Origin of the sequence: Microbacterium azadirachtae, assembly GCF_000956545.1 — a bacterium.
Classification (GTDB): Bacteria; Actinomycetota; Actinomycetes; order Actinomycetales; family Microbacteriaceae; genus Microbacterium; species Microbacterium azadirachtae.
Genome location: NZ_JYIT01000060.1, coordinates 23,552 through 43,161, shown reverse-complemented (window position 1 = coordinate 43,161; position 19,610 = coordinate 23,552). Strand labels below are relative to the sequence as shown.

Genomic DNA, 19,610 nt, shown 5'->3' with positions numbered 1-19,610 from the left:
ACACGCCTTAGGCTGTGGTCTGACCACAGGAGGCCCCATGCCCGACCTCAGCGACGTGCCCGCGCGCACCTGGCGCGCGGTGCTGCTGCACGTCGAGCAGCGCCTCCTCGACGGCGACCTCGGCCCGGGCGACCGCCTGCCCAGCGAGCGTGATCTCGCCGCCGAGCTGGGCGTCGGCCGTTCCAGCGTCCGCGAGGCCATCCGGGTGCTCGAGGTGATGGGGCTCATCCGCACCTCGACCGGATCCGGACCGCAGGCGGGCGCGATCGTCATCGCCGCGCCCGGGGGAGGCCTGTCGGCCCTGCTGCGGCTCCAGGTGGCCGCCCAGGGCTTCCCGATCGCCGATGTGGTCGGCACCCGCCTCATCCTGGAGCAGGCGGTCGTGGCGGCGCTGGCGACCGGGCGGCGCGACACCGCCACGGCGCACCGGATCCTCGACGCCATGGACGCGGAGCTGGACGCCGCGGACTTCCTCGCTCTCGACGCCCAACTGCACCTGGCCCTGGCGGAGGCGAGCGGCAACACCGTCGTCGCCGCGATGATGACGGGGCTGCGCGACAGCATCGAGTCGTACGTGCTCTCCGGATCCGCCGGGATCCGGGACTGGCCGCGGATGGCCGACCGGCTCCGCGCCGAGCACCGCGACCTCGTCCGCGCGATCGACGACGGCCGCGCCGACGCGGCGGCCGCCCTCGTGCGCGACCACATCACCGGCTACTACGCCGCCACCGACCTCGCCCGCGCGGGCGACGCCCCCGCCTGACCGGAAGGACCACGCCATGGTGCAGCGACAGCTCCCGAATCCCGTTGAGATCTTCGAGCTCATGAAGTTCAAGGCTCCCGAGCTCGACGGCACCAAGCGCCGCCTCGAGGGCGCCCTGACGATCTCCGACCTGCGCACGATCGCGAAGCGGCGCACCCCCAAGGCCGCCTTCGACTACACCGACGGCGCGGCGGAGGGCGAGCTCTCGCTCGCGCGGGCCCGGCAGGCGTTCGAGGACGTGGAGTTCCACCCCGGCATCCTCGCGCCCGCGCCCGACCTCGACACCTCGACCACGGTGCTCGGCGGATCCAGCGCCCTGCCGTTCGGCATCGCCCCGACCGGGTTCACCCGTCTCATGCACACCGAGGGGGAGGTGGCGGGCGCGGGCGCCGCGGCCGCCGCGGGGATCCCGTTCACGCTGTCCACGCTCGGCACCACCTCGATCGAGGACGTCAAGGCGACCACCCTTCGAGAGCCTCAGGGGCCGACTCCCGGGAGGAACTGGTTCCAGCTCTACGTCATGCGCGATCGCGAGATCTCGTACGGCCTTGCCCGGCGTGCGGCCGAGGCGGGCTTCGACACGCTCATGTTCACGGTCGACACTCCGGTCGCCGGCGCCCGGCTGCGGGACAAGCGCAACGGCTTCTCGATCCCGCCGCAGCTGACGCTCGGCACGATCGTCAACGCGATTCCGCGGCCGTGGTGGTGGATCGACTTCCTCACCACGCCCAAGCTCGAGTTCGCGTCGCTGTCGACGACCGGCGGCACGGTCGGCGAGCTGCTCGACGCGGCCATGGATCCCACCATCTCCTATGAGGACCTCGCGGTTATTCGGGAGATCTGGCCCGGCAAGCTCATCGTGAAGGGCGTGCAGACGGTCGACGACGCGGTGCGGCTCAAGGACACGCACGGCGTCGACGGGGTGGTGCTCTCCAACCACGGCGGCCGACAGCTCGACCGCGCCCCCATCCCGTTCCACCTGCTGCCGCACGTGCGTCGAGCGGTCGGGGACGACTTCACCGTCATGGTCGACACGGGCATCATGAACGGCGCGGACATCGTCGCGTCGGTCGCGCTGGGCGCGGACTTCGCGCTGATCGGCCGGGCCTATCTCTACGGTCTGATGGCCGGGGGGCGTCGCGGCGTCGACCGCACGATCGCGATCCTGCGCAGCGAGATCGAGCGCACGATGCGCCTGCTCGGCGTCTCCTCGCTCGCCGAGCTCGAGCCGCGTCACGTCACGCAGCTCACCCGCATGGTGCCGGTCGACCCGGCCGCCGCGGAGCTCGCCGCGCGATGAGCCGGGACGAGGCGGTGCGGATCGCCGCGCAGGAGATCCCGGGACCGCACGGCGCCATCCCCGCCCGCGCCTACACGCCCGTGGATCCTGCCGGTCCCGGACTGGTCTGGCTACATGGCGGGGGCTTCTGGGCGGGCGACCTCGACATGCCCGAGGCCGACTGGGTCGCGCGCTCGTTCGCGGCGCGGGGGATCACCGTGCTCTCGGTGGACTACCGGCTCGCGCCGCCGATGGCGGACGCCGCCGGGCGCGAGGGCCGGAGCGGGTTCCGCCACCCCGTGCCCGTCGACGACGTCGTGGCCGCGTTCCGCTGGGCGACGGCGTCGGGGGGTGCCGCCGGGCCGTGGGCGATCGGCGGCACGAGCGCCGGGGGCAACCTGGCGGCGGCCGCGACCCTGCGCCTCGTGGCGGAGGGCGGGATCGCACCGGCGCTCGCGCTGCTCGCCTATCCCACACTGCTCGCCGTCCAGCCGGCACCGGATCCCGAGCTGCGCGCCGCCCTCGACGCGGATCCCGCCGCGGACGTGTTCGGACCGGATGCCGTGCGGGCCCTGTATGAGAACTACCTGGACGCACCCGCAGAACAGGCGACGTCGTCTGCCGCGCCGGGTCTCGCCGTCGGGGGCGAGCTCGCCGGCTTCCCGCCCGTCATCATGATCAATGCGGAGGTCGACGAGCTGCGCGTCTCGGGGGAGGCGTTCGCACGGACGCTCGCCGAGGCCGGGGTGCCGATCGACGTGTCCATCGAGCCGGGGGCCACCCACGGCTACCTCAACCGGCCGGAGGAGGCCGCGGCGTCGAGGTCGATCGCGCGCTACGCGGAGCGGATCCTGGCGCTCGGCTGAGGCTCCTGCAGCGCTGTCAGGATGCTGCGGTGGGCGCCGGGGCGCCCAGGGTCGGCAGGAGGGCGTCCAGGTGCTCTGCGGTGTCCTCCCAGCCGTCGACCGCGACGCACGGCACACCGAGGGCCTTCACCGGGTAGTCGTTGCCGCCCTCGTCGAGGCGGTCGCCGTAGAACAGCATCTCGCCGAACGGGATGCCGGTGCGCTCGGCGAGCTCGGTCATGCCGTAGGCCTTGTCGATCCCCGCCCGGGTGATGTCGATCGACGTGGATCCGCCCGAGCGGACCTCGAGGTCGGGTACGCGCGGAGCGACGGCGTCGCGGAGAGCGGCGCGCCGGGAGCCGTCCGGATCCCACGCCTTCTTGACGTCGTGCGGCGCCCGCTGGCCGAGCGCCGAGAAGGTGATCTGCGATCCGCGGTCCTCGAGGATGGGCCCCCAGGTCTCGCTCTCCCAGAGGCCGAGTCGACGCGCCTCCTCCTCGAGGGCGGTGAGCGCGGCGGCCTTCTGCGCGGGGCTGAGATCGCGGGCGTAGACCAGGGAGAACCCGGTTCCGTCGTGGCGGAGGTAGCGGGTGCCGCACGTGGGCAGCAGATGGATGCGCTGCAGGACAGCGGTGTCGGCCGCGCCGAGCCGGGCCACGACCTGGGTGCGGAACTGCTCCTCGTTGCCGCCGGAGATGATCGCCACCTCGACGCGCTCGGCGAGACCGAGGAGGAGGTCGGCGATGCGGGGCTCGATCGCGGCCTTGGAGGCGGCGAGAGTGTCGTCGAGGTCGAACGCGACCAGGCGTGGCGTCGTCATAGCGTCTCCAGGATACGGGAGGCGGCTGGGGGACAGCCCGGGGCGGGCGGCGCCCTGATCCGGCGACCGCGGGGCGCGCCACGCGCGGGTTCCGCCTCGATTCGCTCCCGTGCTCCTGTCCGTATAGACTTGAACGGTTGCCACGGGGTGTGGCGCAGCTTGGTAGCGCGCTTCGTTCGGGACGAAGAGGCCGCAGGTTCAAATCCTGTCACCCCGACCAGCACGACGAGAGGGACCGACCACCGGGTCGGTCCCTCTCGTCGTCTCCGGCGACGCTTCATGCGCCGCTCGCCTGTGATCCGTCAGCGTCCCGCATCGCGCCGCAGCACGACGCCGGGGAAACGACTCGCCGTCCACACGAGGGCGCCGGCTGCGGTGAGCGCGCCGAGCAGCCCGAGGACGGTGAGCACCATCGCGATCGCGCCGCGCTCGGGGAGCAGGAAGCCGTAGGGCACCCACCCGTCGGTCGCCCCACGCACGAGGACGACGACGAGCCACAGCAGGGGATACGGAGCGAGCACCCACAGGCGGGACCAGGGCAGGCGTCGACGGTCCCCGATCAGCAGCCAGTCCAACGACGTCAGAGCGGGCAGGACGGCGTGGAGCGTGACGCTGACCCAGACGGGGGCGGATCCGGTCCCCGGCACCAGAGCGTTGTAGATCACGGCGACGATCAGCATGCACGCGGTGACGACGGCACGAGCCGGCGTGAGCCAGCGAGTCGCACGACGACCGATCAGGCCGAGGGTGCCGCAGATCATGAGCACGATCGCCGTGAGCAGGCCCGTCAGGTTGGTGAAGTAGCCGAAGTAGTCGAAGGGGTTGTATCCGTGCGCCTCGCCGCCGATCGCGTACGTGTACATCAGGATCACGAGCACGGCGACGCCGACGAGCACCCGGCTTCCGCCCACGACGCGTGCTGCGGCCGGCCGGGTGTGCTCCGGGGCGTCGGGGCGCACGTCGCTCAGGTCCGCGGCAGCAGCGTGAGCAGCGTGGCCTCGGGCCGGCAGGCGAACCGGATCGGCGCGTAGATGGAGTGCCCGCACCCGGCGCTCACGTTCAGAGGGACGGCGCGACCGGCGTGCGACCAGGTGCTGAGACCCTTCGCCTGCTTCAGCGGGATGTCGCAATTCGCCACGATCGCGCCGAAGCCGGGGACGCAGACCTGACCGCCGTGCGTGTGGCCGCCCAGGATCGCATCCGCGCCGAGATCGGTGAACGCGTTCAGCACGCGCTGGTAGGGCGCGTGCGTCACGCCCAGTACGGGAACGCCGGCCGGGCGCGGGCCGAGCGCGTCGATCGCCGCGGGGAGCGCGTCGAGCTCGTCCCAGTCGCGGTGCGCGTCGTCGACGCCGAACAGGTCGATGCGCTCGCCCGCGACGGTCAGCGAGGCGGCGGTGTTGTCCAGATCCGTCCAGCCCAGCTCATCCGTGAAGTAGGCGTCCAGAGCCTCGGTGTCGAGCTTCGGAGCGGTGATCGATCGCGCCGAGGGGCCCATGAAGTAGCGGAACGGGTTGCGCGGCGACGGCGCGTACTTGTCGTTGGATCCGTGCACGAAGACGCCCGGCGTTCCGGCGAACGGGGCGAACGCGGCGCGGACGCCGTCGAGTCCGTCCTCATGACCGAGATTGTCGCCGGTGTTCACGACCAGGTCGGGCCGGAGCTCTGCCAGCGAGGCGAGCCAGCGCTGCTTGCGGTGCTGCCAGGGCGCCATATGCGCATCAGAGACGTGCAGGATCCGCAGCGGGCGGGTTCCCGGCGGCAGGGCCCGCGCCGTGGCGTGGCGCAGGGTGAACAGATAGCGCTCGATGCCGATGCCCCAGGTGGCGGCCGCGACACCGGCGGCCCCCACCGCACCGAGTGCGATGAGGGCCGAGCAGGTGGTGCGAGACGAGGTCATCCCTGGCAGTTCTTCTTCACGTAGTTGAGCGTGACCGAGGAGCCCTTGGGTGCGGCCGTGCCGGCTGCAGGGCTCGTCGCGGACACCGTGCCGGAGTCGTCGCCGTTGCCGGGCGTGCACGCGCCCTTCACCGCCTGGAAGCCGGCCTGCTGCAGCGCGGTCGCGGCATCGCCCATCGTCTTGCCCACCACGTTCGGCACCGTGGCGCCCTGCCCGTTGCTCGGGCTGATCGTGATGGTGCTGCCGGTGACGACCTGACCCGGACCCGGATCCTGCTGCGCCACCTGATCCGTGGGCAGGTTGCTCTGCACGGGGGCGCCCACGGAGACCGAGAACCCGGCGCCCTCGAGCGTCTGCGTGGCCTGGTCGACCGTCATGCCGACGACACTGGGCAGGTTCGTGTACGACTGCTTGAGCTGGCTCTGCACCGGGTCGGGGAAGGACCCGCCCGGGAACAGCGAGTCGGCTGCGCTGAGGATCGCCCTGCTCAGGGGGTACCGGATGTTGGGGACGCCGATGTCCTGCGTGGAGAAGTCGTTGATGTTGACATCGCCGCTCGCCTGACCGACCCAGACACCGGTGGTGGAGGTCGTCGAGGAGGACATGAGCATCGTCTGCGCGTTGTTGTGCGAACCGGTCTTGCCGATCAGCGGGGTGCCGTCGAACGGGTTCGCCTGGGAGCCCGTACCGCCGCTGTTCATCACTCCCTGGAGCGCGTACGCGGCGCCGGCGGCGATCTCCGGCTTGATGACCTCGGTGCACGTGGTCGGCGCGAGCGGGATGTCGGCGCCGTCGGGGCCGGTGATCTTGTCGATCGCGTGCGGGTCGCAGCGCGTGCCGTTGTTGGCGATCGCGGCGTAGACCGCCGCCATGTCCAGGGGCGCGATGTTCTTCGAGCCGAGGACGTCGAACGGCGCCGGCGCGGACGCCAGGATGTTCCCCTCGTCATCGGTGACGTTCTCGCGGTTGTTGACCGGGACCATCTTGCCCTTGTACTCGGTGCCGAGGTGCACGCCCATGCGGGCGGCGAGATCGTTGATGTCGCAGAGGTCCAGCTTCGAGGCCATGCCGAGGAACCCGCTGTTCAGCGACAGCCTGGTGAACTCCATCGGGGTTCCGGTGAACCCGCGCTGGTTCTGGAAGTTGCCGATCTCGCCGGTGTCCGCCGTCATCGTGCTGGTGCCGCACTTGAACGTCATCTTCTTGAGGTTGCCGTCCACGGACTCACGCAGGGAGTGACCCTTCTCGAGCCAGTCGAGGAGCGTGAACACCTTGTACGTCGATCCGACGGAGAAGCCGATCCCGCCGCCGTGCGCCTGGTCGGCCGCGTAGACGATGCCGGTCTGCCCGGGAGGCGCGTCCTGCGCCTCGTTGAAGACGGTGTTCTGCGCGAGGGCGAGGATCCTGCCCGTCTTCGGGTCGAGGTTCACCGCTGCGGCGCCGAAGTCCATGCCGTCGATGGTCGGCGTGGTGTAGTCGTGCATGGCCTGCACGGCGGCGCCCTGCATCGCCGGGGAAAGCGTCGTGTAGACGTTCAGGCCGCCGCGCAGCAGCTTGTCGGCCCGATCCTTCTGCGGGCCGAGCGCCGAGTCGAGCGACGGATCGCCCTCGAGCGTCGCCTGGACGTACTTGCAGAAGTAGGCGTTGTCGCCCGCATCGGCGCAGCCCGACGTCGGCGTCTTGATCACGGGCGTGATCGGCTGCGCCTTGTCGGCCTCGAACTCGGCCTTGGTGATCTTGCCCAGGAACTCCATGCGGCTGAGCACGTAGTTCCGGCGCACCATGGTGTCGTGGTAGCCGTCGGCCTGCCCGTTCTTGCAGTTCTTGCCGTCCTTGTCGCAGTCGTACGTGCCGCCGGGCAGGTCGATGCGGAAGGCGTTGGGGTTCTGCACCATGCCGACCAGGGTGGCGGCCTGCACGGCGTTCAGCTGCGACGCGGAGACGCTGAAGTACCGCTGCGCCGCGGCCTCGATGCCGTACGTCGTGCCGCCGAAGTTCACCAGGTTGAGGTACCCGATGAGGATGTCGTTCTTGGAATACTGCTTCTCGATCGCGGTGGCGTAGCGGATCTCCTGCAGCTTGCGCGCGATGCCCTTGGATCCGACGGCGGAGGCCGCGTCGACCCAGCACTGGTTCAGCTTGTCGTCGCGCTTCTTGTCGGAGAGGGGGACGCCCTTCTCGCACTCCTGCAGCAGCACGTTCTTGACGTACTGCTGGCTGATCGAGGATCCGCCGTTGGTCGCGGATCCCGTCACGTTGCCGACGATCGCCTTGAGCGTGCCGGTGATGTCGATGCCGCCGTGCGAGTAGAAGTTCTTGTCCTCGCTCGCCAGCAGCGCGTCGTACAGCACCGGGGCGACCTGGTCGTACTTGACCGGCACCCGGTTCTGGTCGTAGAACCGCGCCATGACCTGGTCGTTGCCGTTCGCGTCCTTGGCGTAGATCGTCGTCGGCTGCATCGGGCGGTCGACCTTCAGGTTGGAGGGCAGGCCCTCGAAGAGGTCGATCGACTGTGCGGCGGTCGCGCCGGTCACGGCGAACACCGGCGTGACGGCGGCCGTCACGAGCACACCGGCGACGACGCTGAGACCGACGAGGCCGGCCAGGCCGCCGAGCACACCGGTGAGCGTGCGTTTGGTCTGAGGCATACGCTTGATCGTAGGGGAGTTCCCTGAACGCAAACTTTGACGCGCCCGAGCGCGTCCCACCCTCCGGGAGAGCCATGACCACGTGGGAATACCTCACCACGCCGCTGCTGATCCACAACACCGCCGCGATCCTGAACAACTGGGGCAAGCAGGGGTGGGAGCTCGTGCAGGTCGTCACCGGGCCCGAGGGTGGGCTCGTCGCATACCTGAAGCGCCCGGTCGGCGGCGACGCCGCCGCCAACACCGGTCTCGGCGCCGCCGCGGAGGCCGCACGTCAGTTCGAAGGAGACAACGCATGACCATCAGTTCCCGCCTCGCCGAGCTCGGCATCGAGCTGCCCGCGGTCGCCGCGCCGGTGGCCGCGTATGTGCCGGCCCGGGTCCACTCCGGCCTCGTGTACACCTCGGGACAGCTCCCGTTCGTGTCGGGGTCCCTTCCCGCGACCGGCAAGGTCGGCGCCGAGGTGCCGGCGGAGGACGCGAAGGGCCTCGCGCGGCTCTGCGCGCTGAACGCCCTGGCGGCGGCCGCCGACGCGGCGGGCGGGGTCGATCGGCTCGGCGGCGTGCTGCGCGTGGGCGGGTTCGTGGCGTCCGACCCGGCGTTCTCCGGCCAGCCCGGCGTGATCAACGGTGCGAGCGAGGTGCTCGGCGAGATCTTCGGCGACGCGGGCAAGCACGCCCGTGCCGCCGTGGGCGTGGCCGTGCTGCCCCTGGACGCTCCCGTCGAGGTCGAGGTCGTCTTCACGCTCGCCTGAGTCCTGCACAGCGAAAGAGGCGCCCCTCCGATCGGAGGGGCGCCTCTTTCGTGCGGATCCGGGGACCTACTTGACCTGGGCCGAGATCACGCTCATGACCGCCGTGTCGGCGAGCGTCGTGGTGTCGCCGACCTCGCGGCCTTCGGCGACGTCGCGCAGGAGCCGGCGCATGATCTTCCCGGAGCGGGTCTTGGGCAGCTCGCCCACGATGTACACGTCCCGGGGCCGGGCGATCGGGCCGATCTGCTCGCCGACCCAGCCCCGCAGCTGCAGTGCCAGCCCCTCGGGGGAGTGCGCCTTCAGGTAGCTCTCCTTGATGATCACGAACGCGACGACGGCCTGGCCCGTGGTCTCGTCCGAGGCGCCGACGACGGCCGCCTCGGCGGTGGCCTCGTGCGCGACCAGCGCCGACTCGATCTCCGCCGTGGACAGGCGGTGGCCGGACACGTTCATCACGTCGTCGACCCGCCCGAGCAGCCACAGATCGCCGTCCTCGTCGAAGCGCGCCCCGTCTCCGGCGAAGTAGTACCCGTGCGTGGCGAACTTCTCCCAGTAGGTCTCCACGAACCGTTCCGGGTCGCCCCAGATGCCGCGCAGCATGCTCGGCCACGGCTGCGTGATCGCGAGCAGCCCGCCGCCGCCGACGCCCACGGAATTGCCGTCGTCGTCGACCACGTCGATCGAGATCCCGGGCAGGGCCACCTGCGCGGAGCCCGGCTTGGTCGCGGTGATCCCGGGCAGCGGGGAGGCCATGATCGCCCCCGTCTCGGTCTGCCACCAGGTGTCGACGATCGGAGCGCTCCCGCCGCCGATCACGTCGCGGTACCAGATCCACGCCTCCGGGTTGATCGGCTCGCCGACGGATCCGAGCAGGCGCAGGGAGGAGAGGTCGTACCGCTGGGGGATCTCGCGGCCGAGCTTCATGAACGAGCGGATCGCGGTCGGTGCGGTGTAGAGCGTGGTCACCCCGTACTTCTGGATGATGTCCCACCAGCGCCCCTGCTGCGGCGTCTCCGGCGTGCCCTCGTACATCACCTGGGTGGCGCCGTTCGCGAGCGGTCCGTAGGCGACGTAGGAGTGGCCGGTGACCCAGCCGATATCGGCGGTGCACCAGTAGACGTCGGTCTCCGGCTTGAGGTCGAACACCACGCGGTGCGTGTACGACGCCTGCGTGAGGTAGCCGCCCGAGGTGTGCAGGATGCCCTTGGGCTTTCCGGTGGTGCCGGAGGTGTAGAGGATGAACAGCGGGTTCTCGGCGGGGAACGCCTGCGCGTCGTGCGCATCGGACGCTGCCGAGACCGCGTCGTGGTACCAGACGTCGCGCTCGTCGTCCCAGTCGATCTCGTTCTCGCACCTCTTCACGACGAGGACGTGCTCGACGGTGTTCTGCTCGCCCTCGCCGCGGTCTGCGAGCGCCTGGTCGACCGTCGGCTTCAGCGGCGAGGCCTTGCCCTTGCGGTAGCCGCCGTCGGCGGTGATCACGACCTTCGCGCCGGCGTCGTCGATGCGCGAGCGCAGGCTGTCGGCGCTGAAACCGCCGAAGACCACGGAGTGGATCGCGCCGATGCGCGCCACGGCGAGCATCGAGGCGACGGCCTCCGGGATCATCGGGAGGTAGATCGCGACGCGGTCGCCGTGTCCGACGCCGAGCCCTTCCAGCACGTTGGCGAGACGCTTGACCTCGTCGGTGAGCTCGGCGTAGGTGATGCGACGCTCGTCGCCCGGCTCGCCCTCCCAGAGCAGGGCGACACGGTCGCCGTCGCCGGCCTCGACGTGGCGGTCGAGGCAGTTGTACGCGACGTTGAGCTCGCCGTCGGCGAACCACTTCGCGAACGGCGGGGTGGTCCAGTCCAGCACCTGCGTGAACGGCGTGTGCCAGTGCAGCTCACGGGCCTGCTCGGCCCAGAACGCCTCACGATCGGTGGCCGCCTCGGAGTAGATCTCGGGCTGCGCGACGGCGGCTGCGGCGAACTCCGGAGAGGGCGGGAACACACGGGTCTCGTCGAAGACGTGATCGATCTGGCTGCTCATGCGTGGGGGCGCTCCTTTGCGGCGGGTGTGCGTCGCGGCATGGGGCTGCGACACCGGTGAATCTAGCCGTGCCCATCGTCCCTCAATACCGCCGGAAGTCGGTAGCGCCTCTCGTTTTGTTCGGTCTCTTTTCAGACGTACACTGTCCGACGGCCGATCATTCGAATCCGGCTTTCCCGTGGCAGCGACGGCCCCCCTCCGTCCGCCGCGGCTGGGCGGCATCCTATTCCCCCCGTGGGATGCCGCCCTCTTCTGCGTCCGGCCGTCTGTGTGCGGGCGTCTCTGTCCAGGCGTCCGTGCGCCGCGCGTCTCCTGCACAGCCGGCGCGCACCGGGACTTCTGCACGGGAAGCAGGCACCCCGCTCCATGCCGCCCGACGGCTGCCTAGCTTCGGTGCATGGCCTCTCCCTTCGTGATCGTCCCCCGCGGATCCGCCGGCCCGACCGGGCAGCTCGACCTGGATCCCGCCTTCGGCGAGCTCGCCGTGCACGCCGAGGATCCGCGCGTGACGGATCTGTTCCTGAACGGGGCGAGCGGCCTGTTCGTCGACCGCGGCGCGGGTGCCGAGCCGGTGGACGGATGGACGGCGTCGGAGAGAGAGGTGCGCGAGCTCGCCGTCCGGCTCGTGGCGCTCGGCGGACGGCATCTGGACGATCAGGCCCCCTGCGTGGACGTGCGCCTGGCTGCGGGCGTGCGCGTGCACGCGGTGCTCGCGCCGGTCGCGAGCGGCGGCACGGCCGTCTCCGTGCGGATCCCGCGGGTGCGCGCCGCCGATCTCGACGACCTCGCCGGTCTGGGCGCGATCGACGCCCCGCGGCGGGTCTGGCTGGAGCAGACGGTCACCGCCCGCAAGAACGTGCTGATCACGGGCGGCACCGGCACGGGGAATACAGCATGGAATCTCTGACCCTGGTAATCGGAGCCCGCATTTCGAGCGTATCGCGCGATGGCTGCGGCAGTCAGACCGAAGGTTCTCGAGTACGTGGCTGGGGCTGGCTCCGATGGTGCAGCCGCTATTCGACGGCGAGTGTGCGGGGTATCTCGTGGCGGAGTGCAGCCATTGTTGGCGCGACGGTCGCGGCGAGGATGAGCACGAGCCCTCCGCCGGCGATCAGTCCGAGGGTTGTGAACGACACGACGGGGGCGGGCAGGGAGAGTTTGGCTGCGATGATGAGTCCGCCGATGACGGTCGCGGCGGTGCCGAGGATGGCCGCGGTAGCGGCGTAGATCACGGCCTCCCAGATGGCGGTGAGCGTGATGGCTTCGTGTGTCGAACCGGCGGCTTGGATGAGGGCGAGTTCTCGTTCGCGGGCGTGACCGGACATGAACACGATCGCGGCCGCTGCGACGGCTGAGAGCAGGAGTGGGCCGCCGAGCAGGATCACGACTCCTTCGGGGGCGAGGTCGAATCCTTCGCTGCTGCCGGTTCGCGCGGCTTGCGCTGCGGCGAGGGTCGCGCCGGTGGTGTAGAGGCCGCCGGCGAGGGCGATCGCGACCATGAGAGGGCTGATCGCGGCGCTGGACTGGCTGAGCCGGTAGCGGGCGGAGTTGCGGGCGAGGAACCAGGATGCAGATGCCTCGGCGGGGAGGAGCGAGGTCCAGGCTCGCAGGACAAGAGGGAACACCAGCGGGCCTGCTGCGGCGAGGGCGGCGGCGATGAGGGGTGTGAGCAGGACGGCTTGGCCCGAGAACGCGGAGATAGAGGCGTTGCCGTCGAGGGTCAGCGCCAGCGCGACGATCCCTCCGAGAAGGAGAAGGGTGAGCACGATGCGGAGCCACCCGATCTTGATTTGGGGTGGCTCGGGGTCGCGTAGAGCCTCGATCGGTGGGATGCGGCTGGCGCGTCGCGCCCCGCGCAGTCCACCGAGCAGCACGACGACCGTGATCGTTGTGACAACGACGAGCACGCTGATGGTGCCGAGGTGCAGGCTGATGCCGTGCATGTCTGGCCACTCGCGGAACGCCCAGACGAAGAGCGGAGGGAAGATCGGCAAGGCGACAAGGCAGCCGACCAGCGCGCCGAGAGTGCCGACGATCCCGAGTTGGGTGAGCACGACCAGGGCGACGAGGGCGGGTCGGATTCCGGCTAGTTGCCAGAGGGCGTAGCTGCGCTGTTGCAGGGCAACCGTCAGGTTTGCCGTGGAGCTGAGCACGATGAGTGCGGTGACGGCGGTGAACATGATGACGGCTGCGCTGGTGCTGGATAGGCCCTCTTGCACGCGCCCGCCGTGGACGATGCCGGTCTCGATGAGCCCGGCCGCGATCGCTCCGACGATGCCGGTGGCGATCGTCACGGCGAGGACGCCGAGCCACACACGCGCGTGAGCTGCCAGATCGGACAGCACGAGACGCATCACGCGGCTGCCCCGGCGAGTGTGATCGCTTCGAGCACCTGTTCCGGCGTGGGACGCCGCAGTTCGCTGTGGATGAGACCGTCTCGGAGCACGAGCACCCGGTCGGCGAGCGCAGCGGCCTCCAGGTCGTGGGTGACTACGACGACCGAGCGGCCGTCTCCGGCTGCTGCGCGCAGGAGCCGGAGTACGTCAGAGCCGGTAGCGGTGTCGAGCGAGCCGGTGGGTTCGTCAGCGAACACGATATCGGGGCGCATAGCGAGCACGCGGGCGATGGCGACGCGCTGCTGCTGACCGCCCGAGAGCTGTCCAGGACGGTGGCCGCCGCGATCGGCCAGCCCCACGTCGGCCAACGCACGGTAGATGCTTGCGCGATTCGCGCGGCGACGAGCGAGGCGAGCGGGCAGGGCGATGTTCTCGCGCGCGGTCAATGAGGGGATCAGGTTGAAGGACTGGAACACGAAGCCGACATGCTTGCGGCGCAGGGTCGCGAGAGCGCCACGTCCGAGGGTGCCGAGTTCGCGCCCGGCGAGCCGCACCACGCCGGAGTCGGCCGGTTCGAGCCCGGACAGGCAGTAGAGAAGCGTGGACTTGCCGGAGCCGGACGGCCCGACGATGCTCACCATCTCGCCCGGCTGCACATCGAGGGAGATCCCGCGAAGCACTGGCACGCGGGGCTCCTTCACCCCGGCCGAGGAGAAGGTCTTGTGCAGGTTCTCGGCATGGATCAGCGATTCAGTCACGTCCTCCATCTGACGCGACCGAGGCGACCGATGCGATGGAGCAGAGTGGAGAGTCGAGGTAGAGCTGGCTCTACTCTTCGGCAGGCGGCCACCCGTGGCCACGGGCGCGTCCGTAGGCTGGAATGCATGAGACCGGCAACCGTATGGCACGCGCTGATGCGCCCGCCGTGGCGGTTCCTGCTCGGTAGATGGCCCTGGCGCACGCTCGTCTACGTTCTGTCGAGCGCAGCGATCGGATTCCTTCTGCTACCGGTCACCATCGTCACTCTGCTGCTCCTACCGCTGTGGGGCATCGTCATCGGTGCGCTCGAACGTCGCCGCACCCGCCTGCTCGGTTTCCCTCGCCAGACGTCCGGCCATGTCCCGCTCTCACGGGACCAGCGGCACATCTGGCTAGCCGTCCGCGTGGCCGAAGGGGCGACCTGGCGGGAGACGGCAGCCCTTCTGCTCGATCTCGTGCTCGGCTGGATCGCGCTCGCCGTCCTGTTCGTCCAAGGTCTGTGCCTCGTCGTGTTCGTTTTCATCGGAGTGTCAGGATCGTGCGGCCCCGCTCAGATCAATCTCTTCGCGGACGTCCGGATCGTCGTTGGGCCGGACAACTGGTGGCCGGTCATCCCGATCGCGCTGCTCGCGGTATGCCTGTTCGCCTACGTCAACGCCGTGCTCGCAGCGGGCCAGGCGTCGCTGCTGCGCGTGCTGTGCGGTCCGCGGCAGCGCGAGCTCGCCCGCAACGTGGAACGGCTCGTCCAGTCGCGGGCCGCGCTCGTGGCGGCATTCGAGGCCGAGCGGCGACGCATCGAGCGCGACCTGCACGACGGTGTGCAGCAGGAACTCGTCACCCTCGCCGCCCGGCTCGGCATGGTTAGCCTCGAACTCGACGACCTCACCGCGCAAGGCATCGACACGGCCCTGGCCCGCGACGCGCTCGACGCCGCCCAGGGGCAGGCGGAGCATGCAATGGCGACGCTGCGCAACACCGTGCGCGGCATCCACCCCGCCGTGCTCACCGATCACGGGCTCCGCGCTGCTCTGGATGAGCTGGCCGACCGCACCCCGATTCCGCTCAGTCTCGACCTCTCCGAGCTCGATCGGCTCCCCGCACCTTTGGAGACCGCCGCCTATTACCTCGTCACCGAAGCGATCAGCAACGCTGCCAAGCACACCGCCGCGACCCGCCTGACCGTGCGTGCCAGCATCGAAGACGACGCGCTGTCGGTCACCGTCACCGACAACGGGCACGGCGGCGCCGACGAGAAGGTCGGCACCGGACTGCGCGGTCTGCGCGAGCGTGCGGAGACCCTTGGCGGGCAGTTCAGCGTCGTCAGCCCGGCCGGTGGACCCACGACACTTCACATGGTTCTGCCGATCCTCACGGGGAGTGTCGAGCGCGATGCGTCTGCTGCTCGCTGAGGACTCTGCGCTCCTGCGCGAGGCGCTGACCGCGCTGCTGGAGCGGCTCGGCCACACCATCGCTGCTACAGCGCAAACCGCGCCCGAATTGCTCGCGGCGTACGAAATGCTGACTCGCACCGGTGACGCGCCGGACCTCGTGCTGACCGATGTTCGGATGCCTCCCGGTAACAGCGATGACGGCCTGCGCGTCGCGCTAGCGATCCGGGCCACGCGCCCAACCCAGCCGATTATGGTGCTGTCTCAGTACATCGCAGACACCTACGCTCGTGAACTGCTCACCCTCCCCGAAGGAGCGATCGGCTACCTACTCAAAGACCGCGTGAACCGAGTCCGCGACTTTGCCGCCGCCCTCGAAACCGTCGCCTCCGGTGGAACCATCATCGACCCCGACGTCGTGCAACACCTCCTCAGCAGCTCCCGGCCCGGCCCCCTCGACGGCCTCACCGCCCGCGAGCGAGAAGTGCTCGGGCTCATGGCAGACGGACAGTCGAACGCCGACATCGCCCTCACCCTCACCCTCACGGACGCCGCAGTGAGTAAGCACATAGGCAACATCTTCGCCAAGCTCGGCCTCGGTCCCATCGAAGACAACCGCCGAGTTAGAGCAGTGCTGACCTACCTCCAAAATCCTGGCCAATAGCCAGGAGCGATCCCCGGTAGAACGGCCGATCAGGGGCTGAATCTACGAAAGAAATACGTGGGGGATTGCAGCGAATACCACATGGAATCTCTGACCCCAGTAGTTGTTTGGGCGTCGTTCCTGCCGGCACCCCTACCGACCGCTGGGCGAGGCGACCGTCGACTCGGCCGTTGCGACGAGATACTGGCCTAAGGAGAGCTCAACTGGGACGGAGGCGTGATGGAGAACCCTCCCCAACTCGTACAGCAGATCCTGTTCAGCCTGGACCGTTTGTCCGACGGCAACGGCCATCACGAGTACGAAAAGATCTGCTTCGCGTTCGCGCGTCGTCGAATCAGCATCAACCTGCTTCCCGCAACCGGACCGGTGAGCGCAGGGGGCGACCAGGGACGTGATGGGGAGAGCTTCTGGTCGAACATCGCGAACGAGATCGCGGCGACATCGGTGCACGCCGCCACTGTGTCCGACGAGCGGGTGGTGCTCGCCTGCACCATCCAGAAGACCGATATCCCGTCCAAGATCCGCTCCGACCTCAACAGCATCACGGGTCAAGGAACTCCCGTGGACCGCGTCCTGTACTTCACAGTGGCGTCAGTGCCCGTTGCAAAACGGCACGAGCTCATCGCGCAAGCGAGGACGGATCACGACGTCGAGCTCGAGGTCTTCGACGGCCTGGCACTCGCCGAACATCTCGCCGACCCGGACCTCTTTTGGATCGCGGCAGAGTATCTGAAGCTGCCGGCCTCGCTGGCTCCCGAACGCGTCGACGAAGACGACCCCCTGCCGGACTGGTACGTCCGCGACCGCGACTACTGGCGGGCTCGGACAGAACCCGGGCAGACGATGGGCGATCTCGTGAGCCTGCGGGACGTCCTGCGCCACGCCACGTATCACGTTCAAGCGCGCGGCGATTTGGGGGACTGGATCGCAAAGATGCGCGAGTTCCTCACCGGAGACGGGCCGGCGGAGGTCAAGATGCGAGCCCGATACGAGATCGCGGTGGCGACACTCCGCGGCACCGGGGAGCTTCACACGGCTGACCCACTTGTCCGCGAGTTCTTTCAATCCATCACGGGCATCGAGGGTGATCTGCCGCTTCTTGAGGACGCGAGTGTGCTACTCCAGTACGGATATGGGTCTCGCCTTCGCGGAAACACCAGCATCACCATGCCCGAGTTCGACGGTTACTACGAGACGCTGCGAGAACATGTTCAGATAGCGCTAGCTGCCGGTCCGTATCCAAACGCGAAGGCACTGCTGCTCGCCATCGATGTGCGCCTCGCTTTCTTCCAGGCATACCCGGACGACCTCCCTGAACGGATCGAGGGGTTGCGTGATCCTCGTGACACTCTTCGCCTTGTTCTTGACGCCTATGACGCCGACGAGACCGTGCCCGCGCAGACAATCGCGCTTCCGCTTCGGGACCGCGACGGAGGCACGATCACGCTCGGCGCACTGCTTGATGTGTTGCCATCCGCCCCGCTGTTCCCGATCGAGCACACAGCAGAACTGTTCGAGATGCTCACCCTGTCCCTCGCCGACCACCCGGACTACGCAGAGCTTCGCGATCGTCTGGACGAGGCGGGCGCCCGAGTCGGAGGGGACGCGAGTAAGGCAGAGCGTGCTCATGCCCGCGCAATCACCTTCGCCGGCGCCGGCCAATTGCTCCGCGCTCTGGCCGAAGTGCACGAGGCAAAGATCGGGTGGCGTCACGGCGAGACAATTCATGACAGCATCCCTATGATGCTGCTCGCCGCTTCCATCTACGAGAATCTCGGTCTGTTTTTCGCGGCGAAGTTGCACGCTGTTGCCGCCGCTGTAGCCGCTAATGGTGCTCAACAAACCGACGTACGTCGCTTCGTGCCACAGGCCATCGCCGTCGCGGCCATCAGCGACTTCAAAGCGGGTAACTGGTGCTCGGCATCACGGCTCGTGCGCGTGACGATCCTTGCGCAGAACGCGTATGCGGAAGACCCAACGAACCTCGACCGGCATCCCTACCTGGCCGATGTTCTTCAGCGGGAAGCATTCGCCCTTCACGTCGCTCACAGGATCGCACCCGATTACGAAGCCTCGATTCGGACCACAGCCCGAGAAGTGGGCACCGAAACGTTGCTCGACGACCTGGCTTCCGAGCTTGCCAGCGAGGACCCCTGGACCATTGAGAGCCTCGTTCGAGGACTCGATCGACAGGGATCTGGACGACCTTTCGCCGACGCTGGCGAGGCCCGAGAAATGCGCTGGACAGCTTTCGGCGCAACATGGACCGTGCAGTGCCGAAACACCCGGCGCGACACCCTCGCCGCGGAACGCCTCGTCTCCGGCATCCAGATCATCCAGGCTGAACTCGCGCTCGCCGATGCTGTCTGGCTTCCCGCGCAAGTCCACATCGAAGTGAAGACCGACCGAGATGAGCAAGCGACCGATGCAGAGAAGCTCGAGCGCATCCCAGACAACAACGACCTCAGCCGGTGGATCGTTCACCTTCAGCCAGGCAACAGTGTTCAGGAAGATCGTGCGCTCGTTGACCTTGTCACAGATGCTTCGCTGTTGCTCCTCGACAACTCCCTCCTCGACCGAGAGAAGTTCCTCGCTCTCGTCGACGACGCGTTCGCACGAGGCCTCGGGCACAAACTCTCAGGAGGACGACCCTACGACGAGGCGGCCGGCTTCCTCCGGGACGAAGACTACGAACGCATGGCGGCTCTTCCAGACGGACCACTCGGTGAGGGAATCGTCGGCGATGCGTTCCCCGAACACCCAGAGCTTGCACTCCGAACCGATCTTTCGAAGTGGTACGACCACGATGAGACAGTCGCGAACATCGAGCGACGTTACGAGCGCATGATGCCGATCGGGCGCGTGACCATTCCCCGGCTCGCCAGGACCGAGCCTACAGCCGCTGTCCTTCGCCAGCTCCGCGATGAGGGTTGGCGCGATTGGCAGATGATGATGGCGATCACCAACATCATCGGCAACGCTCGCCCGGCCTGGGAGGGACTGCGAATCGCCGTCGGCAGTCCCCCCGAAGTTCGAGCACGCGCGTCCGCGCTCCTACGGCGAGAGGAACTCGACACTGATCCGCAGCTCGGTAGCGACGCGTTCACACGCGACAAGCTCCTTGCAGCGTTGGAATTCACCGCCTTGCTCACGCTGCCGTCCTATGGGCTTCATCTGAACACCCCAACACCGAACGCCACCGCCGTACTGACCGTCCTCCGGGATCGATTCAACTTCGGGGTCGACGACGCGGAACACGATGACCTCCTTGCCGGACCGCCCGGTCGCGGAGACGCCGCGTAGTGCTTGCGAGAGCCGGGGCTATGGAACGACCGATTGACTTCTCCCACCAACGACACATGCTGTGTGGAAAATGCGGCCACCAATGGGTTACTGACCTCGACTGGATCGATCGGTGGGATC

Annotated in this window: 16 protein-coding genes and 1 tRNA gene; 10 read left to right on the top strand and 7 right to left on the bottom strand. The window is 68.8% G+C overall.

The genetic code is table 11. From position 1 onward, the window contains the following. Positions 1-37: 37 nt before the first annotated feature. Genes RL72_RS04040 through RL72_RS04030 form a run of 3 tightly spaced genes read left to right on the top strand, consistent with a single transcriptional unit; the run spans position 38 to position 2,908 of the window. A complete protein-coding gene (locus RL72_RS04040) occupies positions 38-763 on the top strand; it encodes a FadR/GntR family transcriptional regulator (protein ID WP_045249534.1) in 726 nt (241 codons plus the stop codon). Between the two features lie 16 nt (positions 764-779). Then, positions 780-2,063 carry an alpha-hydroxy acid oxidase gene (locus tag RL72_RS04035; protein WP_045249533.1) on the top strand — a complete coding sequence of 428 codons (1,284 nt, stop codon included), beginning with the start codon at positions 780-782 and terminating at the stop codon, positions 2,061-2,063. Then, positions 2,060-2,908: an alpha/beta hydrolase fold domain-containing protein gene (locus RL72_RS04030; RefSeq protein WP_045249532.1), complete on the top strand. Its 849-nt coding sequence runs from the start codon at positions 2,060-2,062 to the stop codon at positions 2,906-2,908. The genes RL72_RS04035 and RL72_RS04030 overlap by 4 nt, the downstream gene beginning before the upstream one ends. Positions 2,909-2,924: 16 nt before the next feature. Here the strand turns inward: RL72_RS04030 and RL72_RS04025 are convergent, their stop codons facing one another. Further along, a complete protein-coding gene (locus RL72_RS04025; protein ID WP_045249531.1) occupies positions 2,925-3,707 on the bottom strand; it encodes an HAD-IIB family hydrolase in 783 nt (260 codons plus the stop codon). A 143-nt stretch (positions 3,708-3,850) separates the two neighbouring features. Between RL72_RS04025 and RL72_RS04020 the strand changes: the two genes are divergently transcribed. Beyond that, positions 3,851-3,927 (top strand) — tRNA-Pro (locus RL72_RS04020). 82 nt (positions 3,928-4,009) lie between these two features. Here RL72_RS04020 and RL72_RS04015 read toward each other — a convergent pair. The 3 genes from RL72_RS04015 to RL72_RS04005 are packed head-to-tail and all read right to left on the bottom strand — an operon-like array spanning position 4,010 to position 8,255. After that, positions 4,010-4,666 (bottom strand): Pr6Pr family membrane protein, encoded by a 657-nt coding sequence (locus RL72_RS04015; RefSeq protein ID WP_248700366.1) that lies wholly within the window; start codon positions 4,664-4,666, stop codon positions 4,010-4,012. A gap of 5 nt (positions 4,667-4,671) precedes the next feature. Then, entirely contained in the window at positions 4,672-5,607 is a 936-nt protein-coding gene (locus tag RL72_RS04010; protein ID WP_045249529.1) for a metallophosphoesterase, read from the bottom strand. After that, positions 5,604-8,255, bottom strand: coding sequence for a penicillin-binding protein (locus tag RL72_RS04005; RefSeq protein ID WP_045249528.1), 2,652 nt, complete (start codon positions 8,253-8,255; stop codon positions 5,604-5,606). Before RL72_RS04005 ends, RL72_RS04010 begins: the two co-directional genes overlap by 4 nt. A gap of 74 nt (positions 8,256-8,329) precedes the next feature. Between RL72_RS04005 and sp36 the strand changes: the two genes are divergently transcribed. After that, a complete protein-coding gene (gene sp36, locus RL72_RS04000) occupies positions 8,330-8,554 on the top strand; it encodes a Sp36 family protein (RefSeq protein ID WP_045249527.1) in 225 nt (74 codons plus the stop codon). Next, positions 8,551-9,009: a RidA family protein gene (locus RL72_RS03995; RefSeq protein WP_045249526.1), complete on the top strand. Its 459-nt coding sequence runs from the start codon at positions 8,551-8,553 to the stop codon at positions 9,007-9,009. Before sp36 ends, RL72_RS03995 begins: the two co-directional genes overlap by 4 nt. 66 nt (positions 9,010-9,075) lie before the next feature. Here the strand turns inward: RL72_RS03995 and acs are convergent, their stop codons facing one another. Next, complete coding sequence (acs, locus tag RL72_RS03990; protein WP_045249525.1) at positions 9,076-11,040, bottom strand: acetate--CoA ligase; 1,965 nt, start codon at positions 11,038-11,040, stop codon at positions 9,076-9,078. Positions 11,041-11,437: 397 nt separating this feature from the next. Here acs and RL72_RS03980 point away from each other — a divergent pair, with 397 nt between their 5' ends. Next, complete coding sequence (locus RL72_RS03980; protein ID WP_082072046.1) at positions 11,438-11,947, top strand: ATPase, T2SS/T4P/T4SS family; 510 nt, start codon at positions 11,438-11,440, stop codon at positions 11,945-11,947. Positions 11,948-12,053: 106 nt separating this feature from the next. Here the strand turns inward: RL72_RS03980 and RL72_RS03975 are convergent, their stop codons facing one another. Together RL72_RS03975 and RL72_RS03970 are read right to left on the bottom strand one after the other, a co-directional pair. Further along, positions 12,054-13,394, bottom strand: coding sequence for an FtsX-like permease family protein (locus RL72_RS03975; RefSeq protein ID WP_045249523.1), 1,341 nt, complete (start codon positions 13,392-13,394; stop codon positions 12,054-12,056). Further along, positions 13,394-14,143: an ABC transporter ATP-binding protein gene (locus RL72_RS03970; protein ID WP_045249522.1), complete on the bottom strand. Its 750-nt coding sequence runs from the start codon at positions 14,141-14,143 to the stop codon at positions 13,394-13,396. Before RL72_RS03970 ends, RL72_RS03975 begins: the two co-directional genes overlap by 1 nt. A 117-nt stretch (positions 14,144-14,260) precedes the next feature. On the opposite strand from RL72_RS03970, the gene RL72_RS03965 reads away from it, so the two are divergent. From RL72_RS03965 to RL72_RS03955, 3 genes are all read left to right on the top strand, one after another. Next, a complete protein-coding gene (locus tag RL72_RS03965; RefSeq protein ID WP_045249521.1) occupies positions 14,261-15,544 on the top strand; it encodes a sensor histidine kinase in 1,284 nt (427 codons plus the stop codon). Then, positions 15,525-16,187: a response regulator transcription factor gene (locus RL72_RS03960; RefSeq protein ID WP_045249520.1), complete on the top strand. Its 663-nt coding sequence runs from the start codon at positions 15,525-15,527 to the stop codon at positions 16,185-16,187. Before RL72_RS03965 ends, RL72_RS03960 begins: the two co-directional genes overlap by 20 nt. A 219-nt stretch (positions 16,188-16,406) precedes the next feature. Continuing rightward, a complete protein-coding gene (locus RL72_RS03955) occupies positions 16,407-19,490 on the top strand; it encodes a hypothetical protein (RefSeq protein WP_045249519.1) in 3,084 nt (1,027 codons plus the stop codon). Positions 19,491-19,610 lie beyond the last annotated feature (120 nt).